13 protein-coding genes are annotated in these 24,918 nt (G+C 45.9%); all 13 read left to right on the top strand.

Going from position 1 to position 24,918, the window contains the following annotated elements; all coding sequences use genetic code 11:
• Positions 1–168: 168 nt before the first annotated feature.
• Positions 169–384, top strand: a complete 216-nt coding sequence (locus BUB90_RS03375) for a Maff2 family mobile element protein (protein WP_002584833.1) — start codon at positions 169–171, stop codon at positions 382–384.
• A gap of 13 nt (positions 385–397) precedes the next feature.
• Complete coding sequence (locus tag BUB90_RS03370; RefSeq protein WP_073282831.1) at positions 398–1,270, top strand: VirB6/TrbL-like conjugal transfer protein, CD1112 family; 873 nt, start codon at positions 398–400, stop codon at positions 1,268–1,270.
• A gap of 50 nt (positions 1,271–1,320) precedes the next feature.
• Complete coding sequence (locus tag BUB90_RS03365) at positions 1,321–1,728, top strand: PrgI family protein (RefSeq protein WP_002584835.1); 408 nt, start codon at positions 1,321–1,323, stop codon at positions 1,726–1,728.
• The gene (locus BUB90_RS03360; protein ID WP_073282828.1) at positions 1,676–4,174 is read left to right on the top strand and encodes a VirB4-like conjugal transfer ATPase, CD1110 family; all 2,499 of its coding nucleotides are present in this window, start codon (positions 1,676–1,678) and stop codon (positions 4,172–4,174) included. Before BUB90_RS03365 ends, BUB90_RS03360 begins: the two co-directional genes overlap by 53 nt.
• A complete protein-coding gene (locus tag BUB90_RS03355) occupies positions 4,174–6,945 on the top strand; it encodes a CD1108 family mobile element protein (protein ID WP_073282824.1) in 2,772 nt (923 codons plus the stop codon). The genes BUB90_RS03360 and BUB90_RS03355 overlap by 1 nt, the downstream gene beginning before the upstream one ends.
• Before the next feature lie 141 nt (positions 6,946–7,086).
• Complete coding sequence (locus BUB90_RS03350; protein ID WP_330393735.1) at positions 7,087–7,920, top strand: radical SAM protein; 834 nt, start codon at positions 7,087–7,089, stop codon at positions 7,918–7,920.
• Positions 7,917–8,177, top strand: coding sequence for a hypothetical protein (locus BUB90_RS03345; RefSeq protein WP_002584838.1), 261 nt, complete (start codon positions 7,917–7,919; stop codon positions 8,175–8,177). The genes BUB90_RS03350 and BUB90_RS03345 overlap by 4 nt, the downstream gene beginning before the upstream one ends.
• Positions 8,155–9,786, top strand: coding sequence for a CD1107 family mobile element protein (locus BUB90_RS03340; RefSeq protein ID WP_073282818.1), 1,632 nt, complete (start codon positions 8,155–8,157; stop codon positions 9,784–9,786). The genes BUB90_RS03345 and BUB90_RS03340 overlap by 23 nt, the downstream gene beginning before the upstream one ends.
• Complete coding sequence (locus tag BUB90_RS03335) at positions 9,787–11,907, top strand: type IA DNA topoisomerase (RefSeq protein WP_073282815.1); 2,121 nt, start codon at positions 9,787–9,789, stop codon at positions 11,905–11,907.
• A 14-nt stretch (positions 11,908–11,921) separates the two neighbouring features.
• Positions 11,922–12,257, top strand: a complete 336-nt coding sequence (locus BUB90_RS03330; RefSeq protein WP_073282812.1) for a helix-turn-helix domain-containing protein — start codon at positions 11,922–11,924, stop codon at positions 12,255–12,257.
• 219 nt (positions 12,258–12,476) lie between these two features.
• Complete coding sequence (locus BUB90_RS23900; RefSeq protein ID WP_073282809.1) at positions 12,477–14,882, top strand: SEC-C metal-binding domain-containing protein; 2,406 nt, start codon at positions 12,477–12,479, stop codon at positions 14,880–14,882.
• A 188-nt stretch (positions 14,883–15,070) separates the two neighbouring features.
• On the top strand, positions 15,071–23,998 hold the full coding sequence (locus tag BUB90_RS03320) for a DUF3849 domain-containing protein (RefSeq protein ID WP_073282807.1): 8,928 nt from the start codon (positions 15,071–15,073) through the stop codon (positions 23,996–23,998).
• 11 nt (positions 23,999–24,009) lie between these two features.
• Complete coding sequence (locus BUB90_RS03315; RefSeq protein ID WP_073282804.1) at positions 24,010–24,849, top strand: DUF6674 family protein; 840 nt, start codon at positions 24,010–24,012, stop codon at positions 24,847–24,849.
• The last annotated feature ends 69 nt before the right edge of the window (positions 24,850–24,918 follow it).

Here is a 24,918-nt window from a genome sequence, read left to right as displayed (position 1 = left end):
ACAAAGCACCCGGAACAGCCAATCGCCAAACTGAATGTACCGGATGCCCGCAGGGTTCTTCCCAAAGGATTGCCCTGTCTTTATCTTACCATAAGGCAGGGCATTTTACACGAAAAACTCTTTCAGAAACCAGACAAAACATTTGATGAGAAAGAAAGAGGTAGAACAATGGCATTTTTTACAACAGCAGTAACAGGATTAAAGACAGTCGTAACAGCAATCGGTGCAGGCGTGGGCGTATGGGGCGTCATCAATCTGCTTGAGGGATATGGAAATGATAATCCGGGTGCAAAATCACAGGGCATTAAACAGCTTATGAGCGGCGGGGGCATTATCATTGTGGCGCAGACGGTGATTCCACAGCTTTCCACACTGTTCTCATAAGAGATAACCCTTCATGGGCGGAATCATTGACAAAATCACTGATTTTATAAAGGAAATGCTTCAGGGGTGGGTGCTTGACAACCTCGGCACGATGTTTACCGACGTCAATGACAAGGTAGGCACGATTGCCGGGGAAGTCAGCAGGACACCCAGTACATGGAACTCCGGCATATTCAGCATGGTAAGGACGCTGTCGGAGAATGTGGTAATCCCCATAGCAGGGCTGATTATCAGTTTCGTGCTGATTTATGAGCTTATCACAATGGTAATAGACAAAAACAATATGCATGACTTCGATACAAGCCTGTTCTTCCGTTTTTTATTTAAGGCTTGCATCGCTGTCATGCTGCTTTCCAAGACTTTTGATATTGTCATGGCGGTATTTGACGTTGGAAGCCATGTAGTGACGCAGGCGGCATCTTCCATATCAGGCTCAACAAGCCTTGATGTGGAAGCAACGCTTACTTCCATGTTCAACAGCCAGATTGACACAATGGGCATCGGGGAGCTGATCGGTTTAGGTCTGGAAACTATGGTAATCAGCCTGTGTATGAAAATCATGTCCGTCCTCATCACCGTCATTCTATACGGGCGCATGATTGAAATATACCTTTATGTATCGGTAGCGCCAATCCCGGCAGCGACAGTTACCAACCGGGAATGGGGTACAATCGGGACGAACTATTTAAAGGGGCTTGTCGCACTGGCGTTTCAGGGGTTTTTTATCATGGTATGCGTGGCGATTTATGCTGTGCTGGTGGCAAGCGTCGCAGTGGCGGGCAACCTGCACAGCGCATTATGGTCGGTAGCGGCATATACCGTAATCCTCTGTTTCAGCTTATTCAAGACAGGCTCTTTAAGCAAATCAATTTTCAATGCCCACTAAGCACAAAAGGCTGTGCTTGGCGGGCATTGCCCACGAAAGGAGCAAAATTTATGGCAATTTCAGTACCAGTGCCAAAAGACCTGAGTGGAATCAAGACAAAAGTAGCATTGAACCTTACCAAAAGGCAGATTATCTGTTTTTCGGGAGCTGCCCTTGTGGGTGTTCCCTTATATTTCCTCACAAAAGGGGTATTAGGCACACAGGGGGCGGCGATTATCATGGTGGGCGCAATGCTGCCATTCTTCTTTTTGGCTATGTATGAAAAAGACGGTTTCCCGGCAGAGAAGATTTTATACTTCATGCTCCGGCAGAAGGTACTCACGCCGGGAATCAGACCGTATAAATCGGAAAACCTCTACGAGCAGTTGGAGGAACGGGAAAAAATCAGGAAGGAGGTATGTTTCCTTGAAGAAAAAGCAAAAGGCGGCAGTGGGAAAGCCAAAGCCGCAGAAAAATAGGCAGACACCGGAAAAGGCAGGACTGACTTTTTCGGAAAAGAAACGTCTGTCAGAGCTTAGGCGTGTCCTTGCCGGGAACAGCAAAGAACAGGCGAAGCCGGACACCGCACAGAAAACCATTACATTCAAAAAAATGTACCGGGACGGCATCTGTCAGGTGGCGGACACTTATTATACAAAAATGGTGGAATTTTTTGATATTAACTATGACTTGCTGGAGGTGGAGGATCAGGCTGATATTCTGGAGGAATACAGCAAGCTGATTAACTATTTCGATCCGTCCATAAGATTCCAGTTATTCTTATTCAACAGGCAGGTCAGCGAGCAGGCGCTTGCGGAGCAGTTCGACACTCCCCTGCAGGACGATGATTTTAATGATATTCGTGAGGAATATACACAGATGTTAAAGCACCAGTCGGCAAAGGGTAACAATGGCATCATCAAGTCAAAGTACATTATTTTCGGCGTGGAAAGCACAGGCATCAAAGAAGCAAGGAGCAAGTTAAGCAACATTGAGAAAGATGTGGTACACAATTTAAACAATATCGGCACAAACGCCAGAGGTCTTGACGGGAAGGAAAGGCTCCGTATCTTACATGAGTATTTCAATCAGGGTACGATGGAGCCTTTCCGTTTTTCCTTTAAGGAACTGTCAGAGTCCGGGAAGTCAGTCAAGGACTATATTGCGCCGCCGGGGTTTGATTTCCGTTATCCGAGCCGCTTCAAGTCTGGCAGCATTTACGGGAGCGTGTCTTACCTTGACATGATTGCGCCGAAGTTTACGGACGAGATGATTAAGAAATTGCTGGACATTGATGATAACCTTACCCTTACCATGCACATGCAGACCATTGATCCGGTGGAAGCAATCAAGATGATAAAACGTGCGCTTACCGACATTCAGAAAATGAAGATTGAGGAACAGAAGAAGGCAGTCCGGAGCGGTTACGATATGGATATTCTGCCGACTGACATCGTGACGTATGAGAAGGACACGCTGGAACTGCTTGACGATCTGAACACAAGCAACCAGAAACTCATCAAAATGACATTCCTGATTACCTGTTACGGGAGGACAAAGAGGGAGCTTGAAAACCTGACGCAGAGGGTGTCCGGCATTATCCAGCAGGCAAACTGTAACTTGCGGTGTTTGCAGTATTTACAGGAGCAGGGGCTGATGGCAAGTGCGCCGATTGGGTGTAATGACGTGGGGATTGAGAGAAACCTTACCACCAAAAGCACCGCTGTCCTTGTACCGTTCTGCACACAGGAGCTTTTTATGCCCGCACCGGCTATTTATTACGGTCTGAACGCACTTTCCAACAACATGATTATGGCAGACCGGAAAAGGCTGCGTACACCGAACGGTGTTATTTTGGGGACACCGGGAAGCGGTAAGTCTTTTTCCGCAAAGAGGGAGATTTTGTCCTGTTTCCTTATCACAAAGGACGATATTATTGTCTGCGATCCGGAAGGCGAGTATTTCCCTCTGGTGCAGGCACTTCATGGGCAGGTGGTAAGGCTTGCCACCAATTCAAAGGATTTCCTGAATCCGATGGACATTCAGCTTTCCCACAAAGGGGATAAGGAAGCATTGAAGCTAAAGAGTGACTTCCTGATTACGCTGTGTGATTTGATTGCCGGAGGGAAGGACGGTCTGGAGAATGACGAAAAGGGCATTATTGACACCTGCATCAAGCATATCTATGACGGGTATTTCAAGCACCCGAAGCCGGAGAATATGCCCATACTGGAAGATTTGTATAATGCGCTGTTAAAGTATGAGCCGAAGGACGTTGCGCCGGAGCTGCAGAGGGAAGCGAAGCAGAAGGCGGTTCGGATTGCCAACAGCCTTGTACTGTATGTGCATGGCTCGCAGAACTATTTTAACCACCGAACCAATGTAGACGCACACAACCGGATCATGTGTTTTGACATTCGTGACTTAGGAAATCAGTTAAAAGAGATTGGGATGCTGATTGTGCAGGATGCGGTCTGGAACAGGGTGTCGCAGAACCGGGAGCGCAAAGTTGCCACAAGATACTACTGTGATGAGTTCCATTTGCTTTTGAAGGAAAAGCAGACAGCTATCTATTCGGTGGAGATTTGGAAGCGTTTCAGGAAATGGGGCGGAATCCCGACAGGCTTGACGCAGAACGTGGGCGATTTTCTGAAATCGGAGGAAATCGAGGGCATCTTGGGGAACAGCGATTTTGTATATCTGCTGAACCAGAACGCCAAAGACCAGCATATCTTGGCAGATAAGTTAGGATTGTCGGAGAAACAGCTCATGCACGTCACTAATTCCGAACCGGGAAGCGGTCTGATACTGTTTGACAATGTGGTTATCCCATTCGTGGATAAGTACCCGGCTAATACAAAGACTTTTGCGATTATGAACACAAAACCGGAGGAATCCGTAACGAAGGAAGATGAGGAAGGTTAATGGCAGAAAAGAAAGGGAAGAAAAAACAGGATACCGCCTACTGTAAAGAAGTAAATGCAGAGTTCCGTAAGGGAACTGAAAATGCCTTTACAAGTGGCGGCAGTGCTGCCTATCAGCCGAGGGATGCCGATACCAAGAAGCCGGGGCATGGTTCAGCCGGGAAAAGGCAGGCGGAAAAGGGTGTGCAGGCACAACAGCAGACTTTTGGACAAAAAGTCCAGAAGTCCGGGAATGGACAGTTACAGGAAAATCAAACTTTTTCAGAACATAAGGGCGTGGATACCCAAAAGGGAGATACCAGACAGCGGGAATCGAACCATGCTTCAAAAGCCAAAGCGAAAAAGCAGATGTACCAGACCACTTCTGGACAAAAAGTCCAAAAGTCCGGTGCGAAGCCGGGGCAGGAAGAAAAGCCTGATTTTGTCAAGGAGAGCAGTGGATTTACTGGGCAGGACAATTTCAGCCAGCCGGAGGAAATGGAGAAAAAACAGCCGGATACGGAAGATTATCACCGGAGGGATACTTACAGGCAGTCGCAGAAAAAAGGGAAATACCATAAAAAGCGGGTACAAAAGGAACACCGGGTAAAAGGCGGCACAAAGGAAAAAACGGAAAATAAAACCTTTACCGAAGAATCTTTTGCGGAGAATACCGGAAATCTGTTTCAGGGGGAAGGAGGCTCTGAATTTACAGGCAGTAAAAAACTGCAAAAGAAACAGCGGCAGGCAGGGAAAGCCGGAAAGAAGGTACAGAAGGCAAGGGCAAAGCTGCCAAAGACAAGGGAATACACTTTGCAGAGAGTATTTGACGAGAAAACCGGGAAGGGAAAATATGTGGTTGTCCCTCTGGATAAGGAAAAACCCTTCAAGCAGGAGGGCATACCAAAAACCACCATGCGCCGGATGCAGAATGAGAGCCGGAATTTTGTGCATGGGAAGATTGCTGAAACGGAGAAAGAAAATTCAGCAGTGGAGGGCGCACACAAATCAGAACAGAAAGGGGAAGAACTGTTTTCTTTCGTCAAAAGGCAGATAAAGGGAAAAGAGCAGAAACAGCGGGCGAAGGTGGCAAAGCTGGAAAAAAAGCAGTTTAAAAAGGAAGTCAATTTCCAGTACCAGAAGTTTTTGGAGGAAAACCCGCAGATGCAGAAAAAAGCGTTGCAGAAGCGGTTACAGAAACAGCGCATCAAGCGGGAGTACATCAAGGCTAGGAAGAAAGCGGCATCTGCCAAAACAGCGGAGCAGGCATTTGAAAAGACGAAAAACGGTGCGGTCACTGTGGCAAGGAAGTTACAGGAGTTTGCAAGGAAAAATGCCGGCTTGCTTGTGACGGTGGGCATCATGGCACTGCTCCTTATGATGATTATGGTTTCCGTATCGTCCTGTGGGGCGATGTTTGCGGATACGCAGTCTACGATTTTAGCGGCGAGCTATTTAAGCAAGCCGAAAGAAATTGACGCCGCTGATTTACAGTTTACCCGTCTGGAGCTTGACCTGCAGAAAGAGATTGACCGGGTGGAAACAGACAATCCGGGATATGACGAATATTCCTATAATCTTGGGGCAATCGGTCATAATCCGTTTACCCTTATCAGCTATTTATCCGCAGTCCATACGGAGTTTACCGCAAGTGAGGTGGAAAGTGAAATACAGGCTCTTTTTGACGAGATGTATGAGCTGACGCTCACGCCGGATACGGAAACGAGGACAAGGACGGTCACAAAGACTGGTACAAGGACAGTTACTGATCCGGTCACAGGAGAAGAAACCGAGGAAGAATATGAGTACGAGGAGGAAGAAGAATACGAGGTCAGTATCCTCAGAGTGACACTTACGGTCATACCGTTAGAGAGCCTTGTTTCCGGGAAAATGGATACCGAACAGGCGGAGATTTTTGCCATGTATGGGGAAACGAACGGTCTGCTTCAGGAGTTTGCTTCGCCGCTTAACCTCTACTGGTATTATTATGTGTCAAGCTATTACGGATACCGGAAAAACGAGGTCACAGGGAATGAGGAATTTCACCGGGGCGTGGATATAGCAGTCCCGACAGGCACAACCGTATATGCGGCACATGACGGTATGGTGACAGCGGCGGCATACGACAGCCACTATGGGAATTATGTAGCGATTGAGATAGACGGTTATACAACCAAGTATGCCCACATGGACAGCTTAAGCGTGAGTGCGGGGCAGACAGTGGAAAAAGGGGCAGTCATCGGGACAACCGGCAATACCGGGAGCAGTACAGGAAGCCATTTGCATATCGAATGTTTATATAACGGGGAGTATTACAACCCGCTATTTTATTTTGATGTGGGCGAAGGCACACTGTACGGGGAAACACCGGGCGGACTGCCGGGGAACGCCATACCACCGGATGCCTACGATGATGCATCGGTGCAGGCTCTTATGGAGGAAGCCGCAAAATATTTAGGATTCCCGTATGTGTGGGGCGGTTCAAGCCCTTCCACAAGTTTTGACTGTTCTGGTTTTGTCTGCTGGGTATTTACCAACAGCGGAGTACACAACCTTCCACGAACCACCGCACAGGGGATTTATGACCAGTGTACGCCTGTTTCCGCATCGGACGCAAAGGCAGGGGATATTATATTCTTTACCGGGACTTACAATTCAGCCGGGGCGGTGAGCCATGTGGGGATTTACTGCGGCAACGGTACAATGATACACTGCGGCGATCCGATCAGTTACGCAAGCATCAATTCCCCGTACTGGCAGAGCCATTTTTATGCGTTTGGCAGGCTTAACTGACAATAAAGTGATATAGCAATTTCATAACTAAAAAAGGAGAGTGATACTATTAAAATCGGATTGATTGATGTGGACAGTCACAATTTCCCCAATTTGTGTCTGATGAAATTGTCTGCCTATCATAAGGCGAGGGGCGATACGGTGGAATGGCATGATGGGAGGAAACATTATGACCTTGTATATATGAGCCGAGTGTTTACAGATAGTTATTCAAAGGATTATTCTGGCACAATCCATGCTGACCACATTATAAGGGGCGGCACTGGGTATGGACTTGAAAACTATCTGCCGGAAGAAGTAGAGCATACATATCCAGATTACGCATTATACCCGAAATTTGCGGGAACAGCATACGGTTTTCTGTCAAGAGGGTGTCCTCGTGGATGCGGTTTTTGCATTGTAGGGGATAAAGAGGGGCGCAGGACAAAAGCGGTTGCTGACCTAGCCGAGTTCTGGAATGGGGAAAGGGAAATAAAGCTGCTTGATGCGAATCTGTTAGCCTGTCCGGATTGGGAACGGTTATTACAACAGCTTGTGCAAAGTGGCGCAATGGTGGACTTTACACAGGGGCTTGATGTGCGCTTGATTACTCCGGAGAAAGTGGAGATGCTGAATAAAGTGAAAACAAAAATGCTGCACTTTGCTTGGGATAATCCGGAAGATGACCTGACAGGGTATTTTAAAAGATTTTCAGAGCTTACAACTGTGAATGATTACCGGAAAAGACGGGTGTATGTGCTGACAAACTATAACAGCAGCCACGAACAGGATTTGTATAGGATATATACTCTGCGGGATATGGGTTTTGATCCTTATGTGATGGTATATGAAAAACCCACCGCACCGCCTGTTACCAGAAAACTGCAAAGATGGGTAAATAACAAATGGCTTTTCAGAGCTGTACTGGATTTTAATGATTTTGATCCCGTCGGATGGGAAAAGCGGAAAAAACAGAAGGAAGTGAGGAATTTATGACAAAGGAACGCATTGAAAAGGAGCTTACCAAAGTGCGGGCGCAGCTTGAAACATTACAGGCGAAGCAGAAGGATTTGGAAGAACAGAAGCGCATGGCGGAAAGAGCCGAAAAAATGGATATTATCGAAAAGCATAAAATCTCGTCCGAGAAGCTGCAATTACTCATTAAATTCAGCGAGGACGAGATTTTGAAGTTATTGGAAGAAAAAGAAAACGCAAAGGAGATGGCAGGAAATGAAGAAAAAGTTATCAGTTAGGGCAGTGGCGTCGCTGCTGTTATCGGCATTATTGTTCTGTATGCCCATAGGGGCGGTTATGGCGAACAGCGGGAATACGGTAGACGCTTATGCGGAGGAAAGCAATACCGGAGGGGAAACAGAGGAAAGCGCCAAAGCAGAGGGCAGCAAAGAATCGGAGGAAAGCACTGAAACAGAACCCGGTGACAGCGGAGGGGAATCAGAAGAAGAAACGGAGGGTGGAACGGTATCGGGGAATGAGATTCCAAAGCCGGAATGTACCTGTAAAGAAAAATGCACACAGTATTCCATTGACAAAGATTGTGAAGCCTGCAAGGAGGATTACAGCTTATGTGAATATGTGAACCCAAATGTAAAAATCACAATCTCCACTCCGTCCGGGTGGCACAATGACACCACAAAGGTACATATCTCCATAGAAGATGTGGCACATTCCGGCAATTTCACCATAAAGACCGTACAGGCAAAAGTCGCACAGAATGGGAGCTGGACGGACATCACAGAGGATATGTATGTGGAGATTTCGGAAAATACCACCGTCTATGTGCTTGTGACAGACCAGAGGGGCAAGACCTATGAGAAGAACCGTTATATTAAATGTTTTGATTTCACGAAGCCTACCCTAAACGCTGCAGTCAGTGACGGTCTGTTAAGCGTACAGGCGCATGATATGGATTCCGGCATCAAGGCGGTGTATGTGAACGGGTATGAGTTTACGGAGCTTACAAACGGTGTCTTAAATATCCGCCTGCAGCAGTTTGACGCAGGCTACCAGTATTTTACCATTTCCGCTATGGATAATGCCGGGAATATGTCAGAGGTTTATAAAACAGCCAACCCATATTACACCGATCCGGAAAAAGAGGACAGCGGTGAGAAGAACCCGGCAGAGCAGCTCCCGGTCAATGCACAGGCAACCAAGCCTTCCTCTGCCACCGCACAGGTAACGGAGCATACCAAAACGGACAGTGACGGGAACACCGTATCAGAATTAAGCCCGGCAGAACAGAAAAAACAGGCAATGGCGGAAGCGGCTGCATCGGAGAAAAAGGAAGAATCCGGGGAGAAGGAAAAAAGCGAAACCGGGAAGGAATTTTATACAATCCAGACCGCATCGGAAAAAGTGTTCTACCTTATCATTGACCGGGACGGGGAGGAAGAAATGGTGTACTTCCTGACGGAAGTTACGGAAAATGATCTGTTAAACGTGACAGCGGACAACAGCGAAACCTTACCGAAAAATTCCGCTGCTCTGGAATCTGCAATCCCTGTGTCGGAGGGCGCACTGCCCAATAACAACGGGGAACAGGAAACAGAAGAAGAACTTACGGAAGAACCAGACGGGGACGGGGAAGAAAATACCGAAGAACCTGAACCAGAGCCGGAGAAAGCAGAAGAAAACCCGATGGCAACCTATATCATTCTTGGAGTTGTGGCAGTTATCGCTATCGGCGGCGGCTATTATTTCAAGGTAGTCCGGAAAAAGAAAGAGGAATTTCTTGACGAGGACGATGATGAGGAGGACGAGGAAGAAGAATACGAAGATGACGAGGAAAACGAGGACAGTGAGGACGATTTTTTTGAGGATAAAGAAGGAGAGAATGAATAAATGCAGTTAGTGATAACGGAAAAACCAAGTGTTGCAAGAAGTATTTCAGAAGTAATCGGCGCAACGGAAATCAGTGACGGATATATGGAAGGGAACGGGTATATTGTGAGCTGGTGCGTGGGGCATCTGGTGGAGCTGGCACAGCCGGAAAGCTACGGGGAGCAGTGGAAGAAATGGACGTATGAGAGCCTTCCCGTAAAGCCGGAAAAATGGCAGTATGAGGTCAAGCCGGACACGAAAGCGCAGTATGACGTGCTTTGCCAGTTGTTGCACAGGAAAGATGTCACCGCTACAATCTGTGCCACTGACGCCGGGCGGGAGGGCGAGCTTATCTTCCGTCTGGTGTATGAAATGGCAGGCTGTGACAAGCCGATCAAACGCCTGTGGATTTCCTCAATGGAGGAAAGCGCAATCAGGGAAGGGTTTGGGAATTTACAGCCGGGGAGTGATTACGATAATTTATACCATTCCGCACTGTGCAGGCAGGAAGCGGACTGGCTTGTGGGCATCAACGGTACAAGGCTGTTCACTGTTTTGTATGGCGGCAAAGTCCTGAAGGTGGGCAGGGTGCAGACACCCACCCTTGCGATGCTGGTGGACAGGGAAACAAAGATTATGAATTTCCAGAAGGAAAAATATTACATGGCACATATCCTGATGGATGGGATAGATGCCGCCACCGGGCGCATTGATGATAAAAAGAAAGCAGATGAGATTGTGGGAGCTTGTCAGAATGGGCAGGCTCTTACCACGTCTGTTGTAAAAGAGGAAAAGACAGTCATGCCGCCGAAGCTCTATGACCTCACTACGCTCCAGAGGGATGCGAACCGCCTGTTTGGGTTTACCGCAAAGCAGACCTTAGAGTACACACAGAGCCTTTATGAGAAAAAGTTAGCCACATATCCGAGGACGGACAGCCAGTTTCTGTCTGATGACATGGGGCAGACCGCAGAGGGCGTAATCGAAGCGGTGTTCCATTCCCTGATGTTTGAGGAAAATAAAGCTCCCAGACCGGATATAAAGAGGATTCTGAACAGTAAGAAAGTGACAGACCACCACGCCATTATCCCCACAATGGAGATTGCGAAGGCTGACCTTGCGGCACTGCCGGAAACGGAGCGTAAAATTTTATCTCTGGTTGCGAACCGCCTTTTATGCGCCACCGGGGAGAAGCATTTATATGAAACAGTCAAGGCAGAGTTTTCCTGTAACGGACACACATTTACTGTTTCCGGGAAGTCTGTCACGCATAACGGGTGGAAATCTTTTGAAGATGCCTTTAAGCGTTCCTTTAAAATCTCCGGGAATCAGGAGGAAGAAAAAGAGGAAAAGAAGCTGCCGGAACTGTCGGAAGGGCAGGCATTTGACGGTGTGCAGACGAAAATCAGTGAGCATTTCACTTCCCCGCCGAAGCATTTTACAGAAGATTTATTATTATCTGCAATGGAACGTGCCGGGGCGGAAGATATGGGCGACGATGTGGAGCGGAAAGGCTTGGGTACGCCTGCGACAAGGGCGGACATCATTGAAAAGCTGGTAAAAGACGGTTTTGTAAAGCGTGAGAAAAAACAGATCATACCCACCGAGGACGGATTGAAGCTGATTACAGTCCTGCCGGACGTTGTGAAATCCCCGAAACTTACTGCCGATTGGGAAAATGCCCTGACACTGGTAGCAAAAGGGGAGCTTCCAATGGAGGACTTCATGGCGGAGATTGAAAACATGGTGTCGGAGCTGATACACACCTACCATGAGGTCAGCGACGAGCAGAAAAAGATGTTCGCACAGGAACAGACGGTGCTTGGGACGTGTCCGAACTGCGGCGGTCAGGTGGTAAAGGGGAAATTCGGTGCGTACTGCGTAAAGAAATGCGGCATGAATGTGAGCAGGGTAATGGGAGCTTCACTTACCGACATACAGGTAAAGGATTTGCTTGCCGGAAAGAAAATCCTGTTAAAAGGGTTAAAGAGCAAGGCGGGCAAACCTTATGATGCCTATATCATTCCGAGTGGGACGGAGGAATACCACTATACCAAAGGCGGGGAAGAAAAAAGCGGGGTACAGTTTAAATTTGTCATGGAATTTCCAAAAAAGAAATCTTCCGGCGGGAAGAAAAAATAAAGGGAGGAAAAGATATGTTTACAACAGGAGATAAGTTATTAAACATGATGAAAGAGGAAGAAGTCAGCATTATGGAGCTTTCCAGAATGTCAGGAGTGCCGGAGCGGACAATCATGGATATTCTGGCGGGCATCAGGGAGCCGGAGCTTGGGGTAGTATGCAGGATTGCGGACGGACTTGGCATCTGTGTCCATGAGCTTCGTGCCGATGAGGAACAGTATGCAATATCCGTACAGAAAGATACCCTTGCAAAGCTGATTGTAGTCAGCGAGATTAACGGTGTGGAACTGGAGGAACTGATACATACCATTCTGGAAAAAGGCATTGAGGAAAATGGTTTCTATGAGTAATGCCGGAAAGTAACAGGAAACAGGCTGCAAGATACACATTTTGTATTTTGCAGCCATTTAGGAAGAAGGTGATTTGAAAATGATTGTGGAAATATAGATTGATTGATATAATTAACGATAGCTGGATGGCATAATTAAATACAAACAAAAAATTAGCGCAAAACTAGAAAGATGTGTAAGTGCCATATAAACTATTGTTAGATATATAGGAGAGAGATTATGAAGAAAAAAAGAAAGAATAAGCAGATACCTTTTGATGAGTTTTACAGTAATGGTTTTTTAGAGTTGGGACGAATGGGAAATATAGTGTCTTTGAAGAATAATTTTACGGAACAAGACATTTTAGAACGAAATACAGAATTGGCGCAACAGTATGATGAAAAGAAAGCTGAAATTGATACATTAGTTATGGATATTCGGGAGCATATTAGCAAATGTGATCCCTTATCGTTATTGATGGTAGCTATGGATCGTGGAATGGTTAATTTATTCAATACTGTTTCTGAGATACAGATAGAAGGAAAACAAAATTTTGAATTAAGAACAGTTGAATATATACAGAGTATTTTAGTTTCACAGGAGAATTATTCTGAAGGATTTAAGGATAATCAAGAAGAGTTAATTGAAAATGTGTTAGAAAAAGTTGATGAACTGTATATAAAAACACAGATTTTCTATATTTTTTGGGCAGCTAAGACGATGATTGACGATGCAGATTTAGATGAAAAAGATATACAGTATATTATGGAAGCACAACTAATGGGAAATGTGCGAGGTAAAAGATACCAGTTTCAGCAGCTTACAAATATGGAGAGTTTACTATTACCTCATTCAGATAAGATGCGAGAATTATATGGGGTATCAGCACAAGATTTATTAGAGGGATTAGAAAAGTTAGAATATTCGCTTTCATCAGCTAAACTAGATTCTATGAAAGGAATGTTTAATGAATTCTTGGAGTTTCAAAAAGCATCAGAGGGGAAAAACTTGGAAGATGTTGAAAAACTTTTAGATGAAATTAGAGATAGTCAACAAAATTTGGAATTATGCGAAAAGTGTTTTGGAACACAGCTGTATGATATAAAGAAAGTAACAGGTTGGAGTGATACATTAATAAATAGTTTATCGTGGGATATTGGTGAATGTAAAGATTTTATAGATGAAAAAGATTTCTCAGGCTGGATTATACGTGATTTGCCTGTTCAGAAAAGACCATTTATAAAAATAGGCGAATCTAGCTATTGTTTTGATTATTATAATTTATTTGATAATATCTATCGTATTATTCAAAAAGATATGAAAAGACATGATAATGAATATACAACACAATGGGCAGATATACAACAGAAAGCGAGTGAAACTTTAGTAGAAGATCAATTTAAACGGCTTTTACCGGGATGTCAGACTTATGTAGGTAATTATTATCCGATAGGCAGTTCATTAAAGAAAATGGATGAAAATGATATATTGGTACTATATGATGATACTCTTATTATTGCGGAAGTTAAGGCAGGTTCTTTTACATATACTCCAGCAATTACAGATTATAAAGCACATAAAAAATCTTTTGATGCATTGATTGGGAAGGCAGATTATCAATGTGAAAGAACATTGAACTATATAGAAAGAAATAAGCAGGTGACATTTTATGATGATAAAAAGAATGAAAAGGTAACTATTAGTAGGGATAAGTTCCAAAATATATTTACATTTTGTGTAACGGTTGATAATTTTAATGCTTTTGAAGCGAAGATTGAGAAGATGAATTTCTTGCAGGTGAACAGTGGAACAATAGCAATTAGTGTGGATGATTTGGAAGTATACACAGCATATTTTAATTCACCGTTATACTTTTTGCATTATCTAAAACAGCGTAAAACAGCAACAAGGTCAAAAACTCTATTACTTAGCGATGAACTGGATCATTTGGGAATGTATATTGTTCATAATAACTATGAAATGTACGCAGATGAATTTGATGATTGTGATTCTTTTGCCGCTTATGGTTATAGAGAGGATTTAGATGCGTATTTTGCAAGTTTACATTGTGAAGAAGTGGAGAGTAATAAACCGGTACAAGAAGTTCCAGATGAGATTAGAAAAATTATTTCTGTTGTAGAGGAAAAGAAATTGTATGGAAGAGTATCTTTTGTAAATTTCTTGTTGGATTATGCACCTGAAACTAGAAGTCAGCTTGTGGAAACTATTCATTATTTATTAAAACGACAGAGAGAGATAGGTAGAATGTTCCCAGCATTTAGTAATGGGGATGTTATGTATGGATGCTTTGTTAAACAGAATGGGATTAAGGAGTTTAGCGAAGAAGACAGACTTAATTATATGTATGCAAATATGATGAGGGTAGGACAAAATGAAAGCTGGTATATTTTTCTTCAATATGACGAATCAGATGAGTTGCAAGATGTAACTTATAAAAAATTATATATTGAAGACATTGATAAAGAAGGGTATGATAAGGATAAATTAGAGAAATATGCAGATTTTCTTTATCAAAATAGGGTTATAGAAACATTAAAGAAAAAGCAGAAAAAGAAAATATATCCGAATGATCCATGTCCATGTGGTAGCGGAAAGAAATATAAAAAATGTTGTGGTAAGGCATAATTGTAGCAGTATTGAAAAGTACTTAGGAGAAATCTTAGGTACTTTTCTTATATAAATATAAAGATTTTAGGAAAGGAGCAGACAAAAATTGAATAAAGTTTACCGTCACTGGTGGCAATGGCTTATGAACGAACCATAGCCACCTTTTTTATTGCCCAAAAACAATAAACAGGAAATGGAGGTTTACCATGAGAAAATATGACTTGATTTCCGCACTTTCCGCAGAAACATCAAAGGAAGTGGCGAGGAATGAAGAAAGCTGGAAGAAATATCTGAACACAGCATCAAGGCTCTACAAATACCCGTTCAAAGACCAGCTCCTTATCTATGCCCAAAGACCGGATGCCACAGCCTGCGCTTCCATAGAGATATGGAATGACAAAATGCACTGTTGGGTAAACAAAGGGGCAAAGGGGATTGCCCTGATTGATGAAGAAGGAAGTCCTTACACCGGACTGCGGTATGTCTTTGACATATCGGACGTGCATAAGGCAAGGCGTATCGGGCGTTTCCCCCAGCTATGGGAAATGAGAGAGGAACATCAGGAAGCGGTGCTTGACCGTCTGGAAGGGATTTACGGGGATACCAACAAAGAAGCCGGGTTTACGGACAGGATCAGGGAGATTGCTGCCCGGATTGCACAGGATTGTTATGGGGAGCTTGCTTCGGATATGGAATATCTGAAAGAGGGAAGTTTTCTGGAGGAACTGGACGAACTGAATGTTGCTGTGCGTATCCGGGAAACGCTGGCGGACAGTATCGCTTACATGGTCTTAAAGCGGTGCGGCATGGATGATGTGGAGCTGGCAGAGGAAATCCAGTTCCCTTATATCCATGAATTTAATACGGTGGAAACCCTGTCGCATATCGGGGACAGCATATCCGATTTATCCAAGCCTGTCCTTATGGAAATCGGGAAGGCAATCGGGGCGTATGACAGGGCGTATGCCAGAAATGAAGCATCGAAAAATTTAGTTGAAAAAGGACTTGCAAATACTGTTGACACACGCTATAATGCTTTAAAGCGTGAAAGTGAAGCGCAGGACGTACAACCTACCACACAGACCGGAAATGCCGGGGAAAGGGGAAATAATGATGAATCTGACCTACGAGAAAAACGGGGATTATCTGATACCGATGTTACAGATGGACGAGCAGCCGGAGGGGACACTGACAAAGTACGGGCTGATGAGGAAGAATTACTTACAGGAACACAAGAAGGGAATCTACACCGGACTTCTGCTGAAAGGGAAGCTGAAAGAGCATCTTCTGGCTATTCAGGAACAGGCAGAACAGAGGATGGAACTGCTGACAGCGCAGATGGCGAAAGCGGAGGGCGTGACGGAGGAACTGAAAGCCACCAATCAGATGAAATGGGTGGGGATGATGAACAACATCAGGCACTCAGCGGAGGAAATCGTGCTGAAAGAGCTGATATACAGCCTGTAAATGAGGAAGAAATAACTGAAAATAAGGAGCTGCCAGAGCCGGGTAATGGAGAAAACACATTATCCGGCTTTTCTTTGTTTGAAATTGAAAAGGGTATTTTGCAGTTTGACGAATTTATGGAGCATAAATGCCCGGATATTGCCGGGGTAATGCTTTTTGAGCCGGATAAGGGAAAGCAGACGGAATATATCAAAAACAGTTACAGGCATGGGGAATATACGGAGTTTTATGTTGGGGAGGTAAGAGCCGGGTACAGGGCGGATGAGAACGGTCTGACCGTCTGGAGAGGGAACTACCTGAACCGGACAGCGGAATCGTCTGTGTCATGGGAAACTGTGAGGGACAGCATCGCTTTTTATATGGAGAAAGGCGAATATCTGAAAGAGGGGCAGATACCGCAGTGGGAAGAACCAGAGCCAAAGGAAACGGAAGTTTACCAACAGCTTAGCCTTTTCCCAAGTATCGAGGAACAGATCGGCACGATTGAAGCGGCGCAGGCAGGAGAGAAATACATCATGCCCGCCGCTTTTTCTTTGCCCAAAGAACAGCTTGAAGCCATTCTGCGTACAGGCGGCGGACGGGATAACAGCAGAAGCCGCATTTATGCAAAGTACCAGCAGGGCAAGACGCCGGAGGAAATGGCGGAGTTTCTGAAAAACGAATACCGGACTACCGGGAAAGGCTTTGACTTTGGGAACAATCCTATTTCTGTCTGGTTCAGTGAATCCGGTATGAGTATCGGCTACGGGATGTCTGCAAAGGAAAATCCGGTTGCGGTGATGGGCTGGCAGGAAGTGGAGGGCATTGTCCGGTCTATGGTGGAGAATGGCACTTATATGGGCGCTAATGAAGTGTTCCTTGTGGACGCAGTGGAGCGGCAGAGGGTGTCAAATGACCTGTTCAATTTCTTCCGGGACGGTATCGGGGAAGTGCCGGAAAACATACCCATAAAGAATTATAACCACCCGGAAAGCATCACAAACCTTTGTGAGCTTTTATCCACGCAGGAAGGGCGGGATATTGTTTCCGGGGAGCTTTCCAAAGCGAAAGAACAGCTTGAAGCCGGGGAAAAGCAGATAAAGTGGCGGTATGTGAAAAGTCCGGGGCATCTGCTTTCAGAGATAGCAGATTTAAGTGTGGAAAAAAGAGAATATCCGGCACAGGACAGTGTGGAGGTGCGGAATGAGGATTTTATCACACAGGACGAGATAGACACCCGGCTGACAGGCGGCAGTAACTTTCATCATGGGCAGTTCCGCATTTATGAGTATTTCATGGAGGGGCATGATAAAAAAGATAATATTGCTTTCCTTAAAAATGAATATGGAACAGGCGGCAGTTCCCACGCACTGATCGGGAGCGACAAAGGGCATGAAGACCATGACGCAAAGGGTATCCGTCTGGAAAAGGGCAGTTATGGAAACCCATACGCAAAAGTCCTTTTGAAGTGGAATGTGGTGGAGAAGCGTATCAGCGAGCTTGTTAAAGCGGATAAATATCTTTCGCCAAAGGGCAAAGAAGCCTATGCACAGTATAAAAAAGAGCAGGCGGAGGAAGCCATGCGCCGGGAGCAGGAAAAGCTGGAGCATGGTATCCGGGTAGAGTGCAAAAATGCCATAGAACAGGCGATTGCAGAAAAATTTGATGGTTATACACTTCCGAGGGATACCGCCGAGGGCATTATCAGGCAGTACGGGAAGGAGCGTGTAGAGATTGTCCTTGCCAATACAATCACGCATTTATCCCATGACGGGAGGTTTTCCCCGAACAATAAGGAGTGGGCAAAAAGCCTTGTGCCTTCCGCTGACTGGCAGACAAGGGATTATATCGTCACTTCCCACCCGGCTGTGCTGGACGGTTTTACCAATCAGGCAAGAAGGTACATAGAACGTGACAGGGAGCCGGAGAAGGCGGCTGTACCGGAACGGGAAGCAGAAACTTCCAGAGAAAAAGCACAAAATCCTGAACCGGAAAACAAAATTAGTGACAGTGAGAAGGCACTGGCTGAAAGGCTTGCGGAGATGTCTGCTGTGGTAAAAATCTGCGGTGCGCTGTCCATGAGAGATGTGGTCGGCTGGAATGAGGATACCGGGGAGGTTGCCATTGAGGACGCTGACAGGCGGTTAGAGGGCAAAGCGGTTTATGATACTTTATTTTTAGAAGCCGCCGATTATGTCCTGATGCAGTCATTAAGCGGCAATACAGAAAAAGCGGTGGAGATGGATGCTCTGCTGAAGGAAGCACAGAAATATGCGGCACGTTATGAGAATGAGCCAAAAAAGCAGAGGGAAGAAAAAGCTGCGGAGGAAGTTTCAAAGGCAGAGCCGGAAGATTTATCTGAAGAACCGGAACGGGAAGAAACGGAGAATATAGAGCCAATACCAGAAACTGATACAGAAAAGGCAGGACAGCCAGAAACGGGGAGTATTCCGAAAGAAGATATTTCTAATACGGAAGATGATTTTCCCGATATTGACGCACAGGCAGTCCGGGAGCGTTTGGAAAAAGCAGGCATTGTGGACGGGCAGCTTGTAGATGAAAACGCCTTAGAGAACGATCCGTTTATCAGGCAGGTCATGGGTGACGTGGAAGCGCTGACGGGGGAAAACGACACAGAGCCGGGAAAAGCATCAGAAAAAGAGCCGGAGATTGATAAGTCGGGAGCAGTAAATTATCATATTTCTTTTAATGAAGCCGAAAACACCGGGAAAGGATTTGCGCCGAAAGAGAAGTTCCGCCAGAATATAGAAGCCATACGCACCCTTGAAAAGATTGAAGGCGAACACCGTACCGCTACACCAGAGGAACAGGAGATTTTAGCAAAATATGTAGGGTGGGGAGGTCTTGCCGATGCTTTTGATTCTTCCAAAGCGAATTGGGCGAATGAATATCAGGAATTAAAGAGCCTGTTATCCCCGGAGGAATACGCTTCCGCAAGGGAAAGCACGTTAAATGCCCATTATACAAGTCCGGTCATCATTCAGGCAATCTATGACGCAGTGGGGAAAATGGGATTTACCAGAGGGAACGTGTTAGATCCCGCCGCAGGGATAGGGAATTTCTATGGCTGTCTGCCGGAGGGAATGAAGGAAAGCAGGCTGTACGGGGCGGAGCTTGACGGGTTGACCGGGCGGATTGCAAAACAGCTTTACCCTCATGCGGATATTAAGATAACAGGATTTGAGAATACCAGTTATCCCAATGACTTTTTTGATGTTGCGGTGGGAAATGTGCCTTTCGGACAGTATAAAGTGTCTGACAGGCAGTATGACAAGCACAATTTCCTTATCCATGACTATTTTTTTGCAAAGACACTGGATAAGGTCAGACCGGGCGGCATTGTCGCTTTTGTCACTTCAAAGGGGACAATGGATAAGAAAAATCCGGAAGTGCGGAAATACCTTGCACAGCGGGCGGAGCTGTTAGGGGCGGTCAGGCTTCCGAACACAGCGTTTAAGGAAAATGCGGGTACGGAGGTCACTTCGGATATTCTGTTTTTAAAGAAGCGTGACCGGGTAATGGATATAGAGCCGGATTGGGTGCATCTGACGGAAAAAGACGGTATTGTGATGAACCAGTATTTTGCAGACCACCCGGAGATGGTATTGGGAAAAATGGAGATGGTTTCCGGGGCACATGGCATGGAAAGCGCCTGCCTGCCGGACACTTCACTTCCCTTGTCGGCACAGCTTAAAAATGCGCTTTCCCATGTGGAGGGCAGCATCGAGCAGGCGGATTTTAACGAGATTGACGATGAACTGGCAAAGGAAAACATACCCGCCGATCCGGATGTGAAGAATTACAGCTATACGGTGGTGGACGATACCGTATATTACCGGGAAAATTCCATTATGAAGCCTGTGGACGTGTCGGAAAAGGCAGAGCAAAGGATTAAGGGCATGGTGGCAATCCGGGACTGCACACAGGAGCTGATAAATTTTCAGTTGGAAGAATACCCGGAGGATATGATTCAAAACAAGCAGACGGAGTTAAACCAGTTATACGATGATTTCTCCAAGAAATTCGGTCTTATCAGTTCACAGACCAATAAAAGGGCGTTCAATCAGGATTCCAGTTACTGCCTGTTATGTTCCCTTGAAAGGCTGGACGATGAGGGGAACTTCATCGGCAAGGCGGATATGTTCACGAAGCGAACCATTAAAAAGCAGGAGGTTGTGACAAGCGTGGACACAGCCAGTGAAGCACTGGCGGTATCGCTGAGTGAAAAGGCAGGCGTGGACTTAGCGTATATGTCACAGCTTGCGGGTAAAAGCGGGGAAGAAATTACAAAGGAGCTTGCGGGGGTAATCTTCCAGAACCCGGTGACAGAAGAATGGGAAACTGCAGACGAGTATTTAAGCGGGAATGTGCGGGAGAAGCTGTCAGTGGCAAGAACCTTTGCGGAGAACCACCCGGAATATGCCATTAACGTAACTTCATTGGAGGGCGTACAGCCGAAGGAGCTTGACGCATCGGAGATTGAGGTGCGGATCGGCGCAACATGGATTTCCACGAAATATATTGAGGATTTCATGCGTGAAACCTTTGAAACGCCGGAGTACCTGTTTGACCGTAAGGCGATGGGCGTACAGTATTCCAATGTGACCGGGCAGTGGAACGTGAAGGGGAAAAATGCGGACAGGGGAAATGCGCTTGTCAACATGACCTATGGCACAAGCCGGGCAAATGCTTACAGGATTTTGGAAGATTCCCTGAACCTTCGTGATACCCGCATCTTTGATGTGGTGACGGAGGACGGGAAGGAAAAGAGAGTCCTCAATAAAAAGGAAACCATGCTTGCAAGCCAGAAGCAGGAAGCCATACGGGAAGCCTTTAAGGATTGGGTATTTCGTGATCCGGAGCGCAGGCAGGACTTATGTGCAAAGTATAACGAGCTTTTTAATTCCACAAGACCGAGGGAATATGACGGTTCACACTTAAAATTCCCCGGCATGACACCGGACATCATACTAAGACCGCACCAGCTTAACGCTGTGGCGCATCAGCTATACGGGGATAATACGCTGCTTGCCCACTGTGTAGGGGCAGGAAAGACCTTTGAAATGATTGCTGCAGCAATGGAGAGCAAGCGGCTGGGGCTGTGCCAAAAGAGCTTATTTGTTGTGCCGAACCATTTGACAGAGCAGTGGGCAAGCGATTTCCTGCGTCTGTATCCGGGGGCGAATATTTTAGCGGCTACAAAAAAGGATTTTGAACCCGCCAACCGGAAAAAGTTCTGTTCCAGAATCGCAACAGGGGATTATGATGCTGTGATTATCGGTCATAGTCAATTCGAGAAAATTCCGCTTTCCACTGAAAGACAGATGGCGATGATTGAAAGGCAGATAGCAGAGATTGAAATGGCAATCGAAGCCCTGAAAGCGGAGAATGGGGAGCGTTACTCCATTAAGCAGATGGAGAAAACAAAAAAATCGCTGAACACAAGGTTGAGCCGCTTAAATGATGCAAGCCGGAAAGATAATGTAGTGACCTTTGAACAGTTGGGCGTAGATAAGCTGTTTGTAGATGAAAGCCATAATTATAAGAACCTCTTTTTATATACAAAGATGCGGAATGTGGCGGGCATCGCACAGACAGAGGCACAGAAATCTTCGGATATGTTTGCAAAGTGCCAGTACATGGACGAACTGACCGGAGGGAAGGGCATCACATTCGCAACAGGTACGCCGATCAGCAACAGCATGACGGAATTATATACCAATATGCGCTATCTCCAGTATAACACCTTACAGCGTCTTGGATTGGGGCATTTTGACAGTTGGGCGGCATCGTTCGGGGAAACGCAGACCGCCATAGAGCTTGCTCCGGAAGGTACAGGCTACCGGGCGAAAACAAGGTTCGCTAAGTTTTTCAACCTGCCGGAACTGATTGCATTATTTAAAGAGAGCGCCGACATTCAGACACCGGATATGCTGAAACTTCCTGTGCCGGAAGCGGATTATGAAAATATTGTGTTAAAGCCGAGCGAATACCAGCAGGACATGGTACATTCCCTTGCAGACAGGGCAGAAGCGGTCAGGGACAGGAAAGTGCAGCCGAACATCGACAATATGCTCAAGATAACCAACGACGGGAGAAAGCTGGCGTTAGACCAAAGACTGATAAATGATATGCTTCCGGATGAAGAAAATTCCAAAGCCACAACCTGTGTGGAGAAAGCATTTGAGATATGGGAGCAGACCAAAGAGCAGAAGTCGGCGCAGCTTATCTTCTGCGATTTATCTACGCCGAAGGGAGATGGTACATTTAATGTTTATGAGGACATCAGGGATAAGCTCATGGCGAAGGGAGTGCCGGAGAATGAAATAGCATTTATCCATGATGCCAATACGGAAACAAGGAAAGCGGAGCTGTTCGCAAAAGTAAGGAGCGGGCAGGTTCGTTTTTTATTAGGCTCAACCGCAAAAATGGGAGCAGGGACGAACGTGCAGGATCGGCTTATCGCTTTGCACCACCTTGATGTGCCTTGGCGTCCTTCCGACATTGAACAGCAGGAAGGCAGGATTTTAAGACAGGGCAATATGAATGACAAGGTAAAGATTTTCCGGTATGTGACGGAAGGCACATTCGATTCGTACAGTTGGCAGCTCATTGAAAATAAGCAGAAATTCATCGGGCAGATTATGACGAGCAAATCCCCGGTACGGAGCTGTGAGGATATAGACGAAGCAGCGCTCACTTATGCGGAAGTAAAGGCTTTGGCAACCGGTAATCCCTATATTAAGGAAAAGATGGATTTAGATATTCAGGTGTCAAAGCTAAAGCTGTTAAAAGCGAACCATACCAGCCAGAAATACCGTTTGGAGGACAATATCGTGAAGCATTACCCGGTACAGATTGCGTCCATGAAAGAACGCCTTGCGGGGTATCGTGCCGACATTCAGACCTATGCGCAGAATAAGTTCCCGGATAAAGATACCTTTTCCATAAAAATCGGGAACCGGGTATATACGGATAAAAAAGAAGCCGGGGCAGCACTGATTGATATGTGCCGGAGTGCAAAACAGCCAAATATGGCAGTCACAATCGGGGAATATCAGGGATTTAAAATGAGTGTTTCCTATGATTCGTTCTTTTCCAAGTTTACGGTCAATTTGAAAGGCAGTATCAGCCATGAGGTGGAAATCGGCACTGATCCGTTGGGAAATTTACAGAGGTTAAGCAATGCCTTAGAAGGCATGAATAAAAGAATGGAAGAAGTGGCGCAGAAACTGGAAAACGTGGAGCATCAGCTTGAAACCGCAAAAGTGGAGGTTACAAAGCCATTCCCACAGGAAGCGGAGCTTGCGGAGAAACTGGAACGTCTGACAGAATTAAATGCTTTGTTGAACATGGACGAAAAGGGCGGCGATGGGATTGATATGGACGATGAGCCGGAGAATGACGGGGAACAGGAGGAAATGGATACAGAGGAAATAGAGCGTGAAGCAGAAGCTGTGGCGGATGTGCCTTTTAAGCCGCAGATTAACCGGGCAGTATCGGAAAAAGTAGCGGAGCATGGGAAAGAGCGGATGCTATCAGACAGTCCGAGAGGGCGCATTTCCATAAAAGAAAAACTTGCCGAGATGCGGCAGAAGGCTTATGGACAGAAAATGCCGGAAAAGCCGGAGATTTCAAAGGGAAAAGGAAAAGAAGAAAGTTTATAAGGAGGACGAAAATGGAAACAGCAGAACAGAACACAAAACAGATCATGGAAGAAAATGAAGTATTAAAGCAGCTTATAGAACTGCTTAACCAGCAGGATATGGACGGGCGGTCACAGGATTTTATGGGGATTTTCTGGTATGTGGCGGGTATGCAGATGCAGCTTACCGCAATGGTGGATGAATTACAGGGTGTCAGGGAGCAGCTTTCGCAGATGCAGGAAAACCAGCCAAAATCTGTGACGGAGAAGCTCATGGATAAAGTGGCGCACCTTCAGGAAAAAATCACAAGCCTTTCGGAATGTCTGTCATCGGTAAGAAACAGTTTGGTGGAAACAGCGCAACAGGCGGTCAGTGCCTTTAAGGAAAAAGGGAAAGCGGAGATGTGCAAGGTTCTCCAGACAGGAATTTCCGGCGTGAAATCCATGCTTTCCGATTACCGGGAACGTCTGGTTGATGTGATGACAGACTGTGAAAAGACAGCCAACCAGATTGACAGCATCGGGGACGAACTGAAGCAGATCGGGAACAGCGTTTCCAATGTGGGCAGGCTGTTAGCCGGGAAAGGCACGAAAGAGGTATCGGATGAAAAGCCGGGTGTCGGCATGACAAGGGTAATCAATAAGCCTGTAAAAAAGGCGGTGGAGAACCTTCGGAAAAAGATTGACGGGATAGATAAGGCATTTGATAAGCTGGATCGGCTTTCTTCTAGTCTGGATGCCGGGAAGGAAGCGGAGAAAGGAGGGCGGGTGTCCGTAAAGGATAAACTGTCGCAGATGAAGGAAAAGGCAGGGCAGAAGAAAGTGCCGGAGCAGGATAAGGCAAAGCCAAAAAGCAAAGAGGAATGTTTATAAAGATAGCTGCAAATAAAAATATCCGGAACGGGGGCAGAGAGGGAAACTTATCTGTCCCTGTTTTTTATG

Source organism: Anaerosporobacter mobilis DSM 15930 (assembly GCF_900142955.1).
Classification (GTDB): domain Bacteria; phylum Bacillota; class Clostridia; order Lachnospirales; family Lachnospiraceae; genus Anaerosporobacter; species Anaerosporobacter mobilis.
The sequence above is the reverse complement of the archived record's forward strand: the minus strand, read 5'-3'. Positions and strand labels throughout refer to the sequence as shown.

Coding starts and splice junctions, on each gene's coding strand:
- BUB90_RS03375 (WP_002584833.1), top strand. CDS start 169: ATGGCATTTTTTACAACAGCAGTAACAGGATTAAAGACAGTCGTAACA.
- BUB90_RS03370 (WP_073282831.1), top strand. CDS start 398: ATGGGCGGAATCATTGACAAAATCACTGATTTTATAAAGGAAATGCTT.
- BUB90_RS03365 (WP_002584835.1), top strand. CDS start 1,321: ATGGCAATTTCAGTACCAGTGCCAAAAGACCTGAGTGGAATCAAGACA.
- BUB90_RS03355 (WP_073282824.1), top strand. CDS start 4,174: ATGGCAGAAAAGAAAGGGAAGAAAAAACAGGATACCGCCTACTGTAAA.
- BUB90_RS03345 (WP_002584838.1), top strand. CDS start 7,917: ATGACAAAGGAACGCATTGAAAAGGAGCTTACCAAAGTGCGGGCGCAG.
- BUB90_RS03340 (WP_073282818.1), top strand. CDS start 8,155: ATGAAGAAAAAGTTATCAGTTAGGGCAGTGGCGTCGCTGCTGTTATCG.
- BUB90_RS03335 (WP_073282815.1), top strand. CDS start 9,787: ATGCAGTTAGTGATAACGGAAAAACCAAGTGTTGCAAGAAGTATTTCA.
- BUB90_RS03330 (WP_073282812.1), top strand. CDS start 11,922: ATGTTTACAACAGGAGATAAGTTATTAAACATGATGAAAGAGGAAGAA.
- BUB90_RS23900 (WP_073282809.1), top strand. CDS start 12,477: ATGAAGAAAAAAAGAAAGAATAAGCAGATACCTTTTGATGAGTTTTAC.
- BUB90_RS03320 (WP_073282807.1), top strand. CDS start 15,071: ATGAGAAAATATGACTTGATTTCCGCACTTTCCGCAGAAACATCAAAG.
- BUB90_RS03315 (WP_073282804.1), top strand. CDS start 24,010: ATGGAAACAGCAGAACAGAACACAAAACAGATCATGGAAGAAAATGAA.